Origin of the sequence: Ochrobactrum sp. RH2CCR150 (assembly GCA_014138095.1) — a bacterium.
Classification (GTDB): domain Bacteria; phylum Pseudomonadota; class Alphaproteobacteria; order Rhizobiales; family Rhizobiaceae; genus Brucella; species Brucella gambitense.
This window is the reverse complement of record JACGXE010000002.1, coordinates 199318-216610: the sequence shown is the minus strand read 5'-3', so window position 1 is coordinate 216610 and position 17293 is coordinate 199318. Positions and strand designations below refer to the sequence as shown.

The following is a 17293-nucleotide window of genomic DNA, read 5'->3' as shown; positions in this document are numbered from 1 at the left end:
GGAACCGATCATGACCGTCAACATCACCGAGCATCTGTGGATCACTCTCAAGGATGGCACCCGTCTTGGTGCGCGCCTGTGGCTGCCTGAAGGCGCCGAGGGAAATCCCGTTCCTGCCGTGCTCGAATATATTCCGTACCGCAAGCGCGACGGCACGCGTGGCCGCGATGAACCAATGCACGGCTATTTCGCGCAGAACGGCTATGCCGCAATCCGCGTTGATATGCGCGGCACGGGCGAGTCCGATGGCCATATGGCCGATGAATATATCCAGCAGGAGCAGGACGATGCGCTGGAAGTCATCGCCTGGATCGCGGAGCAGCCATGGTGCAGCGGCAATGTCGGCATGATGGGCAAGAGCTGGGGCGGTTTCAACGGCCTCCAGGTTGCAGCCTGCCGTCCGCCCGCATTGAAGGCGATCATCACCGCCTATTCGACCGACGACCGTTTCCGCGACGACATCCACTACATGGGCGGTCTGCTGCTCAATGATAATCTGTGGTGGGGCACGATCATGCTCGCCTATCAGTCGCGTCCGCTTGATCCGGCGATTGTGGGCGCTGGCTGGCGCGATGCATGGATTGAACGTCTGGAGCGTCTGCCGTTCTTCCCGGCGCTCTGGCTCGAACACCAGCATTACGACGAATATTGGAAGCATGGTTCGGTCTGCGAAGACTGGTCTGCAATCCAGTGCCCGGTTCTCACCATTGGCGCATGGGCCGACAGCTACACCAATGCCGTTCCGCGCCTTCTCGAAAACCTGCAAGTCCCTGCGCGTGGCATTATCGGCCCCTGGGGCCATGTCTATCCGCAGGACGGCCTGCCGGGCCCGGCAATCGGCTTCCTGCAGGAAGCTGTGCGCTGGTGGGACCAGTGGCTCAAGGGCAAAGAGACCGGCATCATGGACGAGCCGAAGCTGCGCGCCTATATCTGCGATACTATCGAGCCCACCGGCTCGCGCGACTTTACCAATGGTCGCTGGGTTGGCGAACAGAACTGGCCTTCGACCGAAATCACGCCAAAGCCTTTCGCGCTTGGCGCCGACTTCACGTTGGGCAAGGCCGATGCAGCCAAGGGTATACTCTCAATCTCCTCACCAAGCAGCCATGGCAAGGCCGGTGGCGAATGGATGGCGACAGGTTGCCCCGGCGAACACCCGACCGATCAGCGTCTTGACGATGGCGGCTCGCTCAACTTCGATACCGCTGTTCTCGCCGAAGACCTCGAAATTCTGGGCGCGCCAGTTGCCCGTCTGACATTCACCGTCGATCAGCCGGTTGCACAGGTTTCGCTGCGTCTGAGCGATATTCTGCCTGATGGCCGTATCACGCGCGTCAGCTATCAGGTCTTCAACCTCAACCACATCAACGGCCATGACAAGCCGGAAATGCTGGTGCCGGGCAAGACCTATGAGATCGCGATCAAGCTCAACGATAGCGGCTACAGCTTCAAAAAGGGCCACCGCATTCGTCTTTCGGTTGCGACCGGCTACTGGCCGATGGTCTGGCCATCGCCTAAGCGCGTGACACTAACGCTCGACACCGACACCTCGGTTCTCGATCTGCCAGTGCGTCAACCGTCTGCCGACGATGCTAAGGTTTCCTTCCAGAAGCCTGCGCATGGCCCGGCAACACCGATGACGCAGCTTGATCCGGGCAGCGTGCGCCGCTGGACCGAACAGGATCACGTTACCGGCGAAACGCTCTATGTGACGGAAGGCATTGGTGGTCTCTTCGGTGAAGGTATTTTGCGCTTTGACGATCTCGGCACGCAATTGAGCCACAGCCTCAAGCGTGAACTGCGCATCAATGACAATGATCCGTTATCCGCGTCTTATGTGCTGACACAGGCCTATCAGATGGGCCGCGAGGGCTGGATGATCGATATCGAAAACACCACCAGGATGCATTCGGACGCCACGAATTTCTATATTTCCGGCGTGCTGACGGCAAAGGAAAATGGTGAAGCGGTGACAACCCGCGAATGGAACCAGACCATTCCGCGCGATCACCTCTAATAGCCGCGAAAAGCGTCAATCCAATTCGTTGGATTGACGCTATCTACACGAATGCAAGATCTGCTGAACCAAGGTTGGCGAGCAATCACTCGCGCAATGTGTCAGCGACAAGGGCATTGGCATGACCATGGCCCATGCCATGTTCCTGCTTGAGCCATGCGACCAGCTCCATGTGCTTCTTACCGCTTTGACCGCGGATCAGCTCTTTCCATTCAGCGATCGGACGCCCGTATTTGGCCTCTATAGACGGAAAATAGGACGCGGGGCCCTTTACAGTATTCGTCGCCATTGCTCCTCCCGGGCATCAGGTTCCTCACGCGACAAGTGATAGCACGACCAGACGCACTGTCACTATCCGCCTTTTCGGCCACGAATTGTTCGGCAACTATCAGCGCCGCGAAAACTTTACGGGAGCCGTAACCGTCCTGTTGACGTCGGGCGGTGGTGCGGGAACCGGCGAAGCGCGCTGCACCAGCGACAGAACTTCCTCATCAAGTTCGGCGAAGCCAGACGAACGCGCCAGCGAAACTGACAGCACCTTGCCCGCTTCATCGATGCGGAAGCGAACATAGACGACACCCTCCTCATGACGGGACTTCGCGCCCGCCGGGTAGCGCTTGCGCCGCTCCAGATGCGCCATCAGCCGTGACTGCCAGCGGGCCGGACTGACTGAAGAGGCAAACATGCCGGATGCCGACTGGCGGGCCGCATTGCGATTGGATTGTGTTACCTGCGCCTGCGCATGATTGGCCTGCCGCGATGCGGCCTGCTCTTGTTGGCGCTGTTTCACTGGGTTTTTCTTCGGCTCTTCTTTCCGGACGGTCTGCTTTTCCGGTTCCTGCGGCTTGGGCCTTGCGAGCGGCAGCGGAACCTCGACCTTGTCGAGCTGAACCAGCTCTTCCGCCGGTTCGGCTTCAACCGGCTCCTCCAGCTTTTCCGCAGGCGTGCTTGCATCGGCGGTTTCTTGATCGGGAGAGATTTCGTTTTCTTCCGTCATCTCGGCTTCCGGCGTTTCCGCAAGTTCTATCATGATCGCGGCAGGCGGTGTGTTGTCGGCAGCCGCCATTGCAGGCTCACGCAGGAGCCAAAGCGCCACCCCAACATGAACGGACAGAACCACAAGCCCTGCCGCAGCCCACAGGACAAACTCCACAAAACTGGTCTCGAGTCCCCGGTTGTCTTCCATAGGGTTCACGTTGCGCTGGCCTGCATCCTGTGCCACGTCAGGCGCACGGTCCTGCCCGCCGCTGCGGCCCTACAAAGAGCAGCAGTCCTGCAAAAAGCAACACGTTGATCGTCATTTCAAAATGCCAGAAGGGGCGCGGACCGAGCGCCAGTGTGACCACACAAAGCATGGCTACCAAGGCGAAAATCGCCAACCGGATAAAACGAGGAAACGCGCCGAGCCGCCGCCAGAGCGAAAGCGCATGGCGCGCAACGCCGTTCGTCTCGAACCAGCGCAACGCGCGCGATGACAGCTGGATAAGGCAGAGAAGCGCACAGAAGGCAAACAGAGTTGACGGCATCAGCGGGACTTGCAGTCCAACCAAAGAAGCAGCGCCAAGCATGAAGCCAAGCGACAGATAACCCGCGCGCTGCCTTTCATCGGGATAGCGGATTGCTTCACTGGATGGGACATCCACATTGCAGGTTGATAGTTCGATGGCATTCATTGGAACATCTCCTTCACAAGAGCGTGGATACGAAGGAATGGCGCGACCGTCTGGACAACGATGCGAGCCGTTCTGGACCTCAACCTAGAAGTGGAAGTTGAGGCCGAGCTTCACCGTATGCGTATCAAGCGAGTTCGAAGCCTTGCGCCCATTCATGACACTGGAGCTTCCCTGGTGTTCGACAGTCTCGTAGATCGGACGCTCGCTCGGTTCGCAGAACTCTCCGCCCAGAATTTCGCAGATGATCGGCTCCGGCGGCACGATCTCCGTCCCAACCTGTTCTGATGTGGTATAGTTGCCGCTGGTGCCACTCCGGCCGTTTTCGAAAGCAAAGTTACGGTTTCCGAACCGGCTGTAATTGTAGTCGGCCTTCACCGACCAGCGATCATTGATCGCATATTCCACACCGCCGCCGATGGTTAGTCCGGCGCGCATCCCCGAAGACTGGTCAACGGCAAACATGGTCGTGCTTTCCTTGCCCATAATATCCATCGAGTAGCGATACTGATCACGTGTCTGCCTCTCATGCAGGAAGGCCACGCCCGCCGTGCCATAGACCAGCCAGCGATTGTCGAGCGCATAGCCGAGGCGCCCCCGAACCGAGCCTGTCCAGTCGACGTCGTAATGGGTCACGGACTGAATACCCACCGTGTCATTGACCGGCTGAAGCCAGTCCTCCTGCATCACGGCGGTCTGCGAACCACGCATCCGCGTCTTGCTCACATCGGCCTCAATGCCAAGCACAACACGGTTGCCAAGCTGATAGTTGTAACCGGCCTGCACACCATAGAGTGCAGCTGTACCGAAGCCCCGATCTGCCGATTCAGATGAAGATATGGGGTCCACAGTGCCATCAAGAGCGGTGGTTGTGCCCCATGTCCGCCCCGATGACATGCCGGTATGGACACCGGCATAGAACCCGGTCCAGTCAATCCCCGGCGATCCTCCTTGCGAACGGGAGAATGGTGACAGTTGCGGCAGCTTCTGATCGCCGCCAAATGTGCTCGTCAGACCCGCATAGAAGGTGCGCCCCGGTCCCGGCTGGTTCACCAGCCCCAACGGATCGACATAATATTGATCGGTCAAGTTTTCGATACGGGCCGTCGCGGTCAGGCTGTCGGTGACCTTGTACTCGGCGAATACATCCACCAGCGTATAAGGCTTCCAGCGCGTCTGCGAGATGAACTCGCTTGCGCCAGTCGCGGTCACATCGCCATGGCCGATGGCGCGCGGACCGATATAGGACACACGCCCGCCAAGTGTCAGCCTGTCGTCGAGCATTTTCTGCGACAATGTCAGATCAACCGAATACTTCGGCGGAACATGGTTGGTTGCATAGTCGCCATAAAGCGACTTGCTTCCGCATGTGTCGGAGGTTCGGCAAAACTCCACATCGAGATAATAGTTCGCAGACAGATCGGCGGTGAAACCACCAGCCTCATACCGGCTGGAAAACTCAAGACCGGAAAACTGCGCCCGGTCAATATTGTGGATGCGCATGCTCGAATAACCAAGCGGGCTGCTCCACCACTCGCGCGAGATATAGTTCTTGATGTCCCAGTTAAAGTAACCGAGCTTCATCATCAGTGTGTCGTCGCTCTGGAACACATCGCCCCGTTTGAGATTTGCACCGATATCCCAGTTGTTGCCCCGCTCCGGAGCAAGATCGGGCTGGATGACGGTGAAGACACCCATGGACTCCACAACGCTCGGGAAACGCAGCGCGTTCGAATAATTCACATAGAGCTGTGCGCCGTCGAAAGGCTCGACCACAACGCCCGCAGTCGGGCTTACCCCGCCCTGCGAACGCTCGCTCGGTTCCGCCTCCACATTGGAACTCTCACCACGGTTATGCGACCAGTAATGCGAGTAGCGCAGACCCGTATTCAATGTCAGCCAGTCCACCGGCTTGTAGGACATTTTGGTGTAGACGGCGGCTTCGTCACGATAGACGCTTGGAAGCTGCAACCAGCCTTCCAGCAACTCGGTATATCCGCTCGGCTTGGTATCCTCATTGAGATAGGAAACGCCATAGGTGAGATCGACCGACCCATAGCGACTCAGATCGAAACTTGACGTATTCGACACATCGCCGCCCCACATGACGGTATCCGAACCCGTTCTGTAATCGGATGGAAGACCCACCGATTCCGATGTCGGTATCGGCGAACCGCGTCGCGGATTGCGCATCTCCAGCCTGGTCAGCCACAGATTGGCTTTCATGTCGATCAGGTCATTGTCGTCCGGGTTCCAGCGATAGCGCAGCGTGCCCGTATCCAGCTTGGTGCCGGATGTCAGCTCCTGCTGTGTCGGCTGGGTGCGTTCGCTGGTGAAGCGCGAGGCGAGAAGATCGCCCGCCTCGCTGCGAAAACCATTATAGCCAAGCTGAAGCTCGTGACCACCGTCAAAACGCAGCGTCGCCTTGGTCAGATAAGATTCGGTCTGAAGCTGAGTGTTCAGCACCTCCTCGCCGGCACGGTAATTCGTCAGACCACCATTCTCGACATAAGACGGCCAGTTTTCACACCAGCTACCCGAACTGTTGCAGATCCTTCGCGGTCCGACATTGATCGGTTCCGCCGCAGGTCCATGCTTGCCCGCATAATAATTGCCGCGCTTGCGATAGGCATAGCCTGCAAGGAGATCGTAGTTTTCCTCCTTCATGGCTGCCACGACGCTGCCTGAACCGGCGGTCGGCGTGAGAAGGGACGGCCTGTCCAGGCCATCGCTGGAGGGAACGGCGACCGGATTGTTCCCCGGAGAATAGGGCCATTCGTAACCGCCCTTCGCGCCACCATGCGGCGTTGCGGAGTTTCCGGCATATTCGCCCTTCACCCGGAGACCCCAGGTGTCGCCCGGCTTGACGATATCATCTGCATTCACCGTGCGAATGGCGACGCTGCCCGCTATACCGCGCGACGTCGCATCCGACCCCTTACGCACATCAATGCCGCCAATAAAATCAGGGTCGATATAGGTGCGGTTCGAAAGGCCCTGATAGCCCTGATAGACCGTGACGCCGTTTTCCGCGCCGTCGATGGTGGTAGCAACACGCCCGAAGCCCTGCATGCCGCGAATATTCACATCGACTGCACCCGCGCCGTTGCGGGCTTCGCCCGACATCACACCCGGTGTGCCGCGGAAGATATCGGCGGGACTGGAACCCCTGAACCGCTCAATCGTCTCGGCCGAAATATAGTTCGTCGCTGCCGGTGTAACATAAGGCGCATCTGACGCGGCGACGCCGCTGCCGCTCGTCACCGTGATCGTATCGAGAAGGGTGGTTCCAGCCACATCAAGCGGTGCTTGCACCGCTGCCGTCTGGCCGGAAAGCGCGACCGTGCTGCCGCTTGTGAAACGATAGGAAATACCAGACCCGGAGAGAAGCCTTGTCAGCGCCTGTTCTGATGTCATCGTGCCGGAAACACCGGCAGAGCGCTTTGCTGAGGCCAGTTCCGGCAGATAGGTCACCTGCAATCCCGCCTGCTTGCCGAATGCGGCAAGCGCACCGGACAGCGACCCGGCGGGGATGTTGAATGCAGTCTGCCTTGTTGTCTGGGCTTGCGCGGCGCCGCTTGTCGCCAATGAGAGCGCGAAAACGCAGGTCGACCCCAGAAGCGCGGTGGTTAAAATACCTATTCCAAACTGCCGCCGAACACGATTATTGACATCAAGCCCCATAGCTCAACCACTCCAATCCGCCATTTATGGAAATGGGCTGTCGTATGGCAGCAGCTAACTTCCGGCCCTGTTATCTGAAACGGACGGAGCTATGTAATTTTCTCCCCCTGCTTCAAAAAAAAACGGGCGAAAAATCAGATGGTGGAAATAATCGTTAGCCAGGGTGATATCTGGCGGACTTTGCCGCCATAGGGTTCGACGACGGCTTCAAGCGCCGACAGCGGCTGGTTGAGGTCGAACACACCGGAAATGCGCTCGGCACCGAAACTCGACTGGGCCAACACAACACGGCCAGATTTCCAGCGCGCAATACGCGCCACAACCGAGGCAATGCTGTCGCGATCTGCCACCAGCAGCCCTTCCCGCCAGGCTGCGATCTGGCTGACGTCGCGAATGCCGCGCTCGAAGCTTGAACTGCGTGGATCAAAGGACAGCCATTCGCCTGCACCGACCGATGGTTGCGCAGGCAGGCTATCCGGCTGAACCTTCACATCCACAGCGCCATGATCGACAGATACAGCGAGATAACCTGCATCATTGCTGACATCAAAAGCCGTTTCCAACGCCGTCGCTACCAGATTGCCCGTCATTACCTGAAACGGCCGCGCCGTATCCGGCGTGACATCGAAAAAAGCCATGCCAGCCAGAAGCTCAACATTGCGGGAGTGCTCGTCGAAGCGCGACCGGATGGCGCTATCGGGTCCGAGTGTCACTTGCGTTCCGTCTTTGAGCGTGACGCGCCGCAGTTCAGCGGTAGCTGTCAGATAGTCGGCGCGCGCCTGCAAGACGAGCTGCGGCCCAAGCATGGAACCCAGTCCGATGGCAGCCAGACCAGCTGCGCCACCAAACAGAACTGAGCGACGCGACATGCCCCGGCCTGCGCTTGCTGTGCTGCGCTGCGCCTGCATGACCTTTCCGGCCATGCCGTGAATTTCCATTGCCTCGCGCCAGGCCGTCTCATGGTCGGCGCTGCGTGCGCGCCAGCGCGCAACGAGGTCGAGCGCGACCGGATTACCGGGATCGTCCTGCATGCGGATAATGAGGTCCAGCGCTTCCTCGAACAGCCTTTCGCTTTTCGACACTTTGTCATCCATCAACGAACGGTTCCTCGTGGCGCTGCAACTCCGCAAGCCGGAGCAATCTCTCTATAATTGGTGAAACGGACGAGTGGCGGAAATTTTCACCCGCTGGCGGAAGAACAGCGATCAAAAGGAAGCGTCTTCCTTCAGCCGCTGGCGCAAATGCAGATAGGCGCGCTTGATCAACGTCCATGTCCGCGAGATGGAAAGGCCAAGCTCGGATGCAACCTCAGCAATCGTCTTTTCATCGAGACGATGCATCTCGAAGGCCCTGCGCGTCTTTTCCGGCAATTCCAGGAGCGCGCTTTCGATAATGGCGAGGCGCTGCCGATCATAGACCACGGCTTCAGGCGTTGGCGTGGTGTCGGCAATCCGCTGCCATTCGTCTTCCGCCAGATCGGATTGCTGGAACAGCCTTTCACGCCGGTAGAGGTCAATCGACAGGTTGCGGGCGATCTGATGCAGATAAGCGCGCGGATTGTTATCGGTCTGGGGCGTTGCAGTCAGAACCCGGACAAATGTGTCCTGTGTGAGATCGGCAGCCGTTTCCGCATTATGCCCCCTGCGCCGGAAGAACCGGTTCAGCTCCCGGGCATGGTTCTGGAAGAGACGGTGCAAGTTCCACATTGGTCGAAACTTTATTTAACCCGGTCGGATGGGAATGAACAAACTGGCGCGCCGCCACAAGGCAGCGCGTCTGCTTCTCATCTTATATATGACTATAATAGTCAAGTTTAATTTGACGTCGAAAAGGATGGCTATAGCCTCCTGCCCGCGCCCTTTATCGGCGCGGGCAGGAGTGGCAATCAGAGGTTATACTGTTGGCGTGCAATAACCCCGAGACCAGCCTTATCCAGATTGGCCAAAGGCGCGAGGAATGTCACCTGTATCACGCCCGGATCGCGCCCGATTTCAATCGCGCCGTTGATCGTCGCCCGGTTCCGCACTTCCGAAACGGACATATCCAGCAGTTTGGCCGCTCTTTCCAGACCGTTGGCAATAGCGGCATTCATGTTGGCCGCAGTACCAATGACGGAAATCGGCGCAACATCCTCAACGGCTTTGACACCCCATTGCTGAGCCAATTTAGCACCGCGCTTTTTCTCGTCCTCCGTGAAGGGCTTCGCCAATGGCGGCAAATCTTCAAGCAATGGGAACAGTACGGGACCGTCATTGTTGTATTTCTTCAGCACTTCAACCTGCAGGGTCACGCTTCCGGCCACGTCCATCGTGTGGCCTGCGATTTCGCCGTCACCCTGGGCAGCGTGCATGTCGCCCATATAGACGCCAGCACCCGGAACCTTCACAGGGCAAACCAGCACAGCGCCAGCGCGAACGGCATCAATATCCATATGCCCATCGGTCTTGTGCTTCTGCAATTCCTCCTCGGTCAAAGCATAAGGATGTGGCGCACCGACAAGGAACGCGCCAAAATCGCCTGCATTGTGAGAATCCGGCATAGCCTTCGACGGTGTGGTGCCCAACTGCCCAAGGAAGGGCCGCATGCGCACAATCGCACCAACCAGATCAGCCGGAGCGTAGTTCAAAACGGAATGTTGCACGGATTGATCGGGCAACGATGCATAATGGTTCGCGTTCTTTGCAATGCGTTCGGCGGCGTCTTTATTCACCGTCAAGCCGACATCTTGCGCTTCGTCGAAAACAACCGTGTAGCCATGCACAATCTCGAATGGCTTGATTGCGGTTCCGCATTTGTTGCAGCGCACGGAATCCTGACCCACACCTTCAATGTGCGTTTCAGGCCATACCTCGTCACAAACGGGACAACGCGCGGCGACAAACGGGTCACCAAGGCAATACTTGTTCGAAACAGCATCATGCCCCGATGCAGTTGCCAGCGATGTTACGGATATATCGCGAATGCGGATGATAACACCATCACCAACATCTGCGCCTTCAATATAAACCGGCTTCGTGACCTCGTGCCCGCCACGCAGCCGCGGCGTAATCATTGGTCCCCAGCAGCCCGGCGCTGTATTGGCAATGATCGTTCCACCATTTTGCAACGGGCCCATCATTGGTTGGGACGGGTCCAGAACGCTATTGGTAAAACCGTCAACGACGACGCTTCGTTTCGCAATGTTTGCTGGTGTATCGGCCATGATTGCTCTCCCGCTGATTTGCATTGAAGGCCTGATCATACCGCCAATGGCCGCGACCACAAGGAAAGAACGCTTGGTGTCTGGCTATCGCTGGAATTGAAAGCAGCGCCTTTTTAGCACAGGCAGGGTTTTAAGCGGCCACGCATAGCAGCCATGTCTTATTGAAGCTTGTCGGCAACGAACCTGATAAGTATTTACGCTGCAATTACTGAACATCGGATAATCTAATGAGCCCGAACACTTATGTGGCCACGGTGGTTGTGGCTTGTGCGTTATTCCTGGCTTGGTCCATCGCGGAGCGGTTTCGATACGAAATGGCGAGCACGCAGATTTCTGTCCAATCGGCAGAGTGGTGAGCTAATGTATTGCGCATCGACCGATTGGTCGAGACGACACTAATCGCGCGATGATGAACGCTTTCCACCTGCTGATGCAGAGGCTTGCAGCTTTGAGGGCTTCTGCTCCGAAAGACAGTTGATCACAACGTCAACGATATCAGACGAAACAAAGTCTGCGTGTATTCGACTTTGAAGCTCCGCGGGTTCCTTGCGATTTTTGGCTGGCGTCAGCGACCAAATTGCAATGCCAATCAGGGCATCCGGATTAAAGCGCTTCAATCTGCGGATTGAAAATCTGCCGCGTATCGCAGATTCCACATTCAGATAACAGACGACGACAGCCGACGCCGCGGCAATAGCCTCTTTGCTCAACTGACTTGGCAATAATCCCGCATGGCCAATCACAGTGGCCTGCGCACCCTGAACCGACAGCGCCTGTCCCACCATTTCGGCGGTGATGTCCCCCAGCGCATCATGTCCCCCGATGCTGACGATCACCTTTCCATCGCCGGATGGGAGTTCGATCTTGGCCTTTTCGTCCGATGCGGTTTCGACCGTCACATCTTCATCATTGTCGAGTTCTTCACTGGCGATCATGCGAAGATTGGCAACCAGCATATTTGCACTGTTCGTCACATCGTCGAGCTGCTTGTCGTTCAGTGCACCACGCGCCCTATCCTGCTCCGCAAGTAGAAGAGCTGGAATTCCAACCGTGCTATAATACTCAACCAGAAACTTCTCTTCGAGTATCTCTTCCGCGTTGTCTGTCGCTTCAATAGGGTCTCCAGCGAGCAGGCGTTGATAGAGCCTCTCCTCGGGATCAAGAACCGGCTCATCACCGAACAATATCTCAAAGAACTCAAACTGCGGAACGTGCCGACCCAAAACAACAAGACAAACCGTCAATGGTGTGGAAAGCACCAGTCCTACAGGCCCCCACAACCACGCCCAGAAAATTGCGGATACAATGATTGCAAGTGGAGACAATCCTGTTCTGGAACCATAAAGCCAGGGTTCGATCACATTGTTGCTGATGAGTTCCACAACAATAAAAAGTGCAATCGTGCAGATGAGCAAAGTCCAGCCGGGTGAAACCGCAAAGGCCAGAAATATCGGCATCACCGCAGCTATCACTGGTCCGATATAGGGGACAAACCGCAAGACGATGGCGAGCATGCCCCACAACAGCGCATTGGGTATGCCAAGTAACCACAAGCCTATACCCAATGGAACACCATAAGCGATGTTGACCATAAGCTGCGTCAGCAGATACTGGCCCACACGACTACCAGCTTCCTGTAGGGCCTCTGTGGTTCGGTGCAGGTCGCCATAGCCGACAAGCCGGATGAACCTGTCGCGCAGTTCCTCCCTTTCAAGCAACATGAACACAACCACCACAATGACGAGGCCCGTTGTCGCCAGTGGGCTGACCAGCGGCCCTATGATGCTTTCCAGTGTTTCAATGGGGCTTCGACGCGAAAATACCTCGACCAGAACCGGCTTTCTTTCCGGCTCCGGATTGATGCCCGGAACGTTCGGCTTATCTTCCGGACTATTGATCTCGGCCCCCACCCTTTCGGCAAAGCGGTTCAGACGGTCAATAATCCCGCCTTCCGTGCCTGCCTTCTTCAGGTTCCGTATCTTTTCAATGATATTGTACTGGTAAGTCGCAATATTCTGCCCGACTTCCGTTACCTGAAAGGCCAGAATTGCGCTGAAAACTGCAATGATCAGAAAGCCGCCAGCAACGCTGGTGATGATTGCCACCAGCCTCGGCAGCCGTAACCTCCGCAGGAAGGCAACAATTGGCGCAAGCATGAAGGTCAGCAGAATCGCAATTGCCAGCGGCAGGAAAACATCTTTGGCAAAATAGAACACAGCAATGACGCCAGCCATCGCGGCCAGAGTGGGTAATCTGGTGTGTGCTGCGTTCAAAGGCAGATTTCGATTAGGAACCCCACCATAACGGTCCATAGTGCATCCGGCTAATAATTGCTCACCTTATAAATAGTGCTGCGCCGCTTTTGTTCCGTCGAACGGAAAACTGGACCGGATAATAAGAAAAAAGCGGCCTTTCGGCCGCTTTTGACTAGAATTTCGCACCGACCCGCAGTGCAATTGCATGGTCTCTCACACCAGAACCGCCGAAGCCGGTTCGATATTCGATGCCGGTTGCCCAGGCATTATCGAAGCTGAAATCTAGCGACAGGCCCACATTGCCGCTGTCGCTGCTCTCGCCTTCAACATCCAGTGCATAGGGAAGCCCGCCAAGCGCGCTGTAACCCATTGCGGCACGGCTTGCCCCCTGAAAATCATGCGCATATTCAGCCCGGACACCTGGTGTCAGGCGTCCCCACGTGTAGTCGATGGAGTAATTTGCGCGCAAACCAACCACACCCGTGACGGTGTCCACTGTCTGATCGCCATAGGTCAGACGATAGATACTATCGCCGCCTTCAGAATAGCCATCAAGCCAGGAGCGCGACATTTCCATCCGGCCATAGGGCGAAACAAGCCATGCTTCTTGACGAAACTCGTATGCAGCCGTGACGGACCCGAACAGTTGATGGCCGTCACGTTTGCCATCCGTCAAGCTTGCGTCAGCCGTTATGAAGCGCGTTGAGTCGAAATCCAAAATGCTGCCACCGACAAGCGCGTCGATAAAGAAATTGTCGATCGGCTTGAAGCTACCATAGACAGCGGCGCTATATGCATTGGCGCGGCTTTCAGTACCGTTATCGCCAATATCTGTACGATCCCGTCCATAACCGACACCGAAGCCCGCCACGAAGCGTTCCGAGAACCGGTAGTCTATGCCTCCGCTCACGCCGACAAGCGTATAATCCAGATCGAGCTTGCCGCTATCGCGCTGGCCGAAATTGACAAAGCCGCTGCTCCACAAGGCGACCGGTCCAAGATCAGGCTCAAAGCTCCGCTGGGGCTGTTCCGGCTCTTTCAGGCCAATCGCCTTGCCCGGAAAAGCATCACGCTTTTCGGAGGCATAACCCAGAGGCGAAATTCCTCCCGACGATGCAGAAGAAGATGGATTGGCCGGGTCTTCCGGTTGCTGCGTAGCCGATGAACCACCAAGCCGCACGCCGAGGCTGGACCGTCGCCTGTCGCCTTCATCATGCAATTGCTCTAGCCGGTTTTGAAAATTCCGTGTTTGAACCTGCGCAAAGCGTCGTGCGGCACTTGTCTGCGCATTCAACAAGCCGATCACTTCGGGATCAAGCGTCGGATCGGGGAAAACCATGGCCGCACGGCTGACGACAACCGTATAGCTGCGACTGGCTCCACTTGGCGCAGTCACAACAATCGAAACCGTGTTCGAACCAATAGCCAGTCCGACGGGTGCACTGGAACTTCCAGACGCAACACCGCGACCAGCAACACTGACCCGCGCTGAGGGTTCTGAAACCGTTGGGGCGAAAGATATGCTTTCGACACTATTCTCAACGTTGAGAGAATAGCTGAGCGTCTCTTTGTCAAATGCCGGGTCAAGTGTTCCGACGCTGGGAATAAGGCTTGCAAGCGTTGCGTCCGCTGATGCAGCCCTGGTAACGTTTATCGTATAGCTGCGTGTCGTTCCATTCTGTGCTGTCACGACAACCGTGACGGTCGTGGTACCAGCACCCAGTTGGAGTGCATTGCTTGAACCACCAGATGATACGGTTGCTCCATTGACCGTAATGGTAGCCGCCGCGTCTGCTGATGTGGGCGTCAGTTGGAGCGATGACGTATCTGTGGGGACCATCAACGAATACGTGGCCGTGCTCGGCGAAAATGCAGGGTCCAGTGTTCCGACGCTCGGAACCAGCCCCACAAGATCGGCATTGCCCGACTGCGCGCGGATGACATTGACAGTGTAGGTTTTCTTGGTGGTGCCATCCTGCGCAGTTACAGTCGTCGAAACCGTATTGCTTCCAACCGCCAGATTAATTGCAGGGGTGGCCGTTCCATTGGGTATTGTTGCCCCGTTGACGACAATCGTTGCGTTTACATCTGCAAGCGAGGGCCTGAACGTAATATTCTCGACGTCGCTTGCTACATTCAGCGTGTATGAGGTTGTGTTGGGAGCGAAGGCAGGCGTTAAGATGCCTGCGCTGGGAGTGAGGTTCTGCAAATCTGCATTTGACAATTGCAGTATAGGCACAGTCATTGTGTTGGAAGGAGTGTTTGGATTTCCGTACTTACTTTCGACACCTCCCGATAGCAACTGCACGCTGAGCGTGCCGTTGCCGGTTACACCAACGTCAAGCGTATAAATTATACCGCTTTGCGTTTGTATTGGAAAAGGCGTTACTGCGACATTGCCGGTCATTATAAAAGCAAAATCATTTAAGGATAACCCCGTGACAGCTTCTGAAAACGTCACAGTGAAGCGTTGAACCGTATCGGATGGTAGCGATGAGGTCGTGATTACGGCTGTAGGCTTCGACGTATTCACGAGCACGCCGACCATAGACCCGACACTGTTGAGCGATGGCATGGCCGATTGACTTGTGTTGCTGAGGATCGTCCCGCCGTTCATTGCGATCGATGAACCAAGTGTAATTCCGTCCATATCCATATCACCGGACTGAACTGAATAGGCGAAACTAAGGACCGATGTGCCACTGCCACTTGCATATCCGGCGGATCGACCAGTCGAACCAATAGTAAGTGACAAAGATGGCGTGCCCGTAACAAAAACATTTTGATCAAATGCTACGGAGAAATTCAGTGTAGATCCTTCTCCATAATAGCCATTTGCAGGAACACTCACGGCAGTTACCTGCGGAGACATATCAGATATTGTGAAGAAAGCATTACCTTCTGAAGATTCTCTGGTCGCTCCACTGGTTTCTTCCACCAGGTATTTGAATGAATCACCGCCCGTGAATTCAGCATTAGGCGTATATGTAAAGCTTCCACCGGCATTAAGCACAATAGTTCCATGCAAAGGAGCAGTGACGAGGCTGAACGTAAGCACGCCTCCGCTCCCCGTGGCTGTCAGTGTACCCGTCACTGCTGTGTTTTTAGGACCACCGAAAGAGTTCGAGGTGATAATCGGGGCAGTATGTGCCGATATCGAACAGAACAATATTGCGTAAAGCCCCAGCAACATCGCACACAAATAACGCCATCCCGGCGCGCCAAGCGCCCCCGCCAGTGTCCCCGACCGCACGATATCCCCCTTGCCCCGAAATTCTTATTTTCTTTGTCACTAAAATGTATTTGCGACAAGAGGTCATCGAATAGACATACAGAAACATTTAACAAAATACGGCACATGCCGTATTTTACATTGTCTTCAGAAAACAATTTTCAACATTGCATGGAAGTCTGAATATAACCGCACGCATGAGTGGAAAAAACTGCGCGCGCATCCTGTCAGAAACCCTGATCAATCGATCATTATTTTTGACATGACATTACTCCGCGCCAGGAGTAACAGCTCATTGAATAATAACGGGTTTGGCGGGTCATTATGTCAACGGGCATGCAGGAAACGAAGCCGCTGGTCGGAATTGCGCTGGCATCGGCTGGCTATGCCTGTTTTGCTTTGCAGGATGCATTAGTAAAGTGGCTGGTCGCGAGTTATGCTGTGCCGCAAATCCTGTTCATGCGCAGTCTGGTCATCGTGGTGATCACCGGCATTCTGGTGCGTCAGTATCGTCACCCGTCGATCATGCACAGCCCCTATCGCGGGACGCTTGTTCTGCGCGCCGGGCTGATGCTGCTTGCATGGCTGCTGTTCTATAATGCAGCCAAGTTTCTCGGCCTTGCCGAGCTGACTACACTTTATTTCTCCGCACCCATCATGGTCATGTTCCTGTCCATTCTCGTTTTGAAGGAACGAATTGGAACCGGTCGCTGGATCGCCTGTTTCGGCGGCTTCGTCGGCGTTCTCATTGCGGCCAATCCCGGTCATTCGCCAAACCTGATACCCGCCATCATGTGCGTCGTGGCTGGCTTTTGCTGGGCATGGAGCACGATCCTGATCCGGCTTGTCAGCCGCAGTGAAACAACGCTGACCCAGATGTTCGCCACGAGCCTGATCTTCGGCATCGCCTGTGCAGTCTCATTTCCGTGGATCTGGCAATGGCCCGATGCCATGGGTTGGGCGCTCATGTTTGGTCTCGGCCTGATCGCCACGCTCGGCCAATATCTTCTTTATGAAGGGTTCCGCCACGCGCCCGCCTCCGCGCTTGCGCCTGTGGAGTATACCGGCCTCATCTGGGCCTTTGTATACGGCTACGCGATCTGGGCGGAGATCCCGGCCTCAAACGTGTTCGTCGGCGCCTTGCTGATCGTCGCCTCCAGCTTTGTACTTGTCGGATGGGAACGCTACGAAATCACCATGAAACGCAGGCGCGCAGTCTGACGCGTGCCGGAC

11 protein-coding genes are annotated in these 17293 nt (G+C 56.2%); 2 read left to right on the top strand and 9 right to left on the bottom strand.

Annotated features, from left to right (window positions below; translation table 11 throughout):
- Positions 1-10 precede the first annotated feature (10 nt).
- Entirely contained in the window at positions 11-2017 is a 2007-nt protein-coding gene (locus FHW03_RS04670) for a CocE/NonD family hydrolase (protein WP_182519578.1), read from the top strand.
- Between the two features lie 85 nt (positions 2018-2102).
- On the opposite strand, the gene FHW03_RS04665 is transcribed toward FHW03_RS04670, so the two are convergent.
- From FHW03_RS04665 to FHW03_RS04625, 9 genes are all read right to left on the bottom strand, one after another.
- A complete protein-coding gene (locus FHW03_RS04665; RefSeq protein WP_078338923.1) occupies positions 2103-2306 on the bottom strand; it encodes a DUF4287 domain-containing protein in 204 nt (67 codons plus the stop codon).
- 99 nt (positions 2307-2405) lie between these two features.
- A complete protein-coding gene (locus FHW03_RS04660; RefSeq protein WP_377514133.1) occupies positions 2406-3239 on the bottom strand; it encodes a TonB family protein in 834 nt (277 codons plus the stop codon).
- A gap of 1 nt (position 3240) precedes the next feature.
- Entirely contained in the window at positions 3241-3690 is a 450-nt protein-coding gene (locus tag FHW03_RS04655; RefSeq protein ID WP_182519577.1) for a DUF454 family protein, read from the bottom strand.
- An 84-nt stretch (positions 3691-3774) separates the two neighbouring features.
- Entirely contained in the window at positions 3775-7371 is a 3597-nt protein-coding gene (locus tag FHW03_RS04650) for a TonB-dependent receptor domain-containing protein (RefSeq protein ID WP_182519576.1), read from the bottom strand.
- 134 nt (positions 7372-7505) lie between these two features.
- Entirely contained in the window at positions 7506-8465 is a 960-nt protein-coding gene (locus tag FHW03_RS04645) for a FecR domain-containing protein (protein ID WP_182519575.1), read from the bottom strand.
- Between the two features lie 111 nt (positions 8466-8576).
- Positions 8577-9077: an RNA polymerase sigma factor gene (locus tag FHW03_RS04640; protein ID WP_182519574.1), complete on the bottom strand. Its 501-nt coding sequence runs from the start codon at positions 9075-9077 to the stop codon at positions 8577-8579.
- A gap of 179 nt (positions 9078-9256) precedes the next feature.
- The gene (locus FHW03_RS04635) at positions 9257-10573 is read right to left on the bottom strand and encodes an acetamidase/formamidase family protein (RefSeq protein WP_182519573.1); all 1317 of its coding nucleotides are present in this window, start codon (positions 10571-10573) and stop codon (positions 9257-9259) included.
- Positions 10574-10968: 395 nt separating this feature from the next.
- Positions 10969-12885: an AI-2E family transporter gene (locus tag FHW03_RS04630; protein WP_182519572.1), complete on the bottom strand. Its 1917-nt coding sequence runs from the start codon at positions 12883-12885 to the stop codon at positions 10969-10971.
- Positions 12886-13000: 115 nt separating this feature from the next.
- Positions 13001-16021, bottom strand: coding sequence for a cadherin-like beta sandwich domain-containing protein (locus tag FHW03_RS04625; RefSeq protein ID WP_377514348.1), 3021 nt, complete (start codon positions 16019-16021; stop codon positions 13001-13003).
- A gap of 363 nt (positions 16022-16384) precedes the next feature.
- Here FHW03_RS04625 and FHW03_RS04620 point away from each other — a divergent pair, with 363 nt between their 5' ends.
- Positions 16385-17281, top strand: a complete 897-nt coding sequence (locus FHW03_RS04620) for a DMT family transporter (RefSeq protein ID WP_182519570.1) — start codon at positions 16385-16387, stop codon at positions 17279-17281.
- Positions 17282-17293: the final 12 nt, after the last annotated feature.

Bases quoted from the DNA above. Each gene is read 5' to 3' on its own strand.
- FHW03_RS04655 (WP_182519577.1), bottom strand. From the start codon at position 3,690: ATGAATGCCATCGAACTATCAACCTGCAATGTGGATGTCCCATCCAGT.
- FHW03_RS04640 (WP_182519574.1), bottom strand. From the start codon at position 9,077: ATGTGGAACTTGCACCGTCTCTTCCAGAACCATGCCCGGGAGCTGAAC.
- FHW03_RS04670 (WP_182519578.1), top strand. From the start codon at position 11: ATGACCGTCAACATCACCGAGCATCTGTGGATCACTCTCAAGGATGGC.
- FHW03_RS04665 (WP_078338923.1), bottom strand. From the start codon at position 2,306: ATGGCGACGAATACTGTAAAGGGCCCCGCGTCCTATTTTCCGTCTATA.
- FHW03_RS04625 (WP_377514348.1), bottom strand. From the start codon at position 16,021: ATGTTGCTGGGGCTTTACGCAATATTGTTCTGTTCGATATCGGCACAT.
- FHW03_RS04650 (WP_182519576.1), bottom strand. From the start codon at position 7,371: ATGGGGCTTGATGTCAATAATCGTGTTCGGCGGCAGTTTGGAATAGGT.
- FHW03_RS04645 (WP_182519575.1), bottom strand. From the start codon at position 8,465: ATGGATGACAAAGTGTCGAAAAGCGAAAGGCTGTTCGAGGAAGCGCTG.
- FHW03_RS04630 (WP_182519572.1), bottom strand. From the start codon at position 12,885: ATGGACCGTTATGGTGGGGTTCCTAATCGAAATCTGCCTTTGAACGCA.
- FHW03_RS04635 (WP_182519573.1), bottom strand. From the start codon at position 10,573: ATGGCCGATACACCAGCAAACATTGCGAAACGAAGCGTCGTCGTTGAC.
- FHW03_RS04620 (WP_182519570.1), top strand. From the start codon at position 16,385: ATGTCAACGGGCATGCAGGAAACGAAGCCGCTGGTCGGAATTGCGCTG.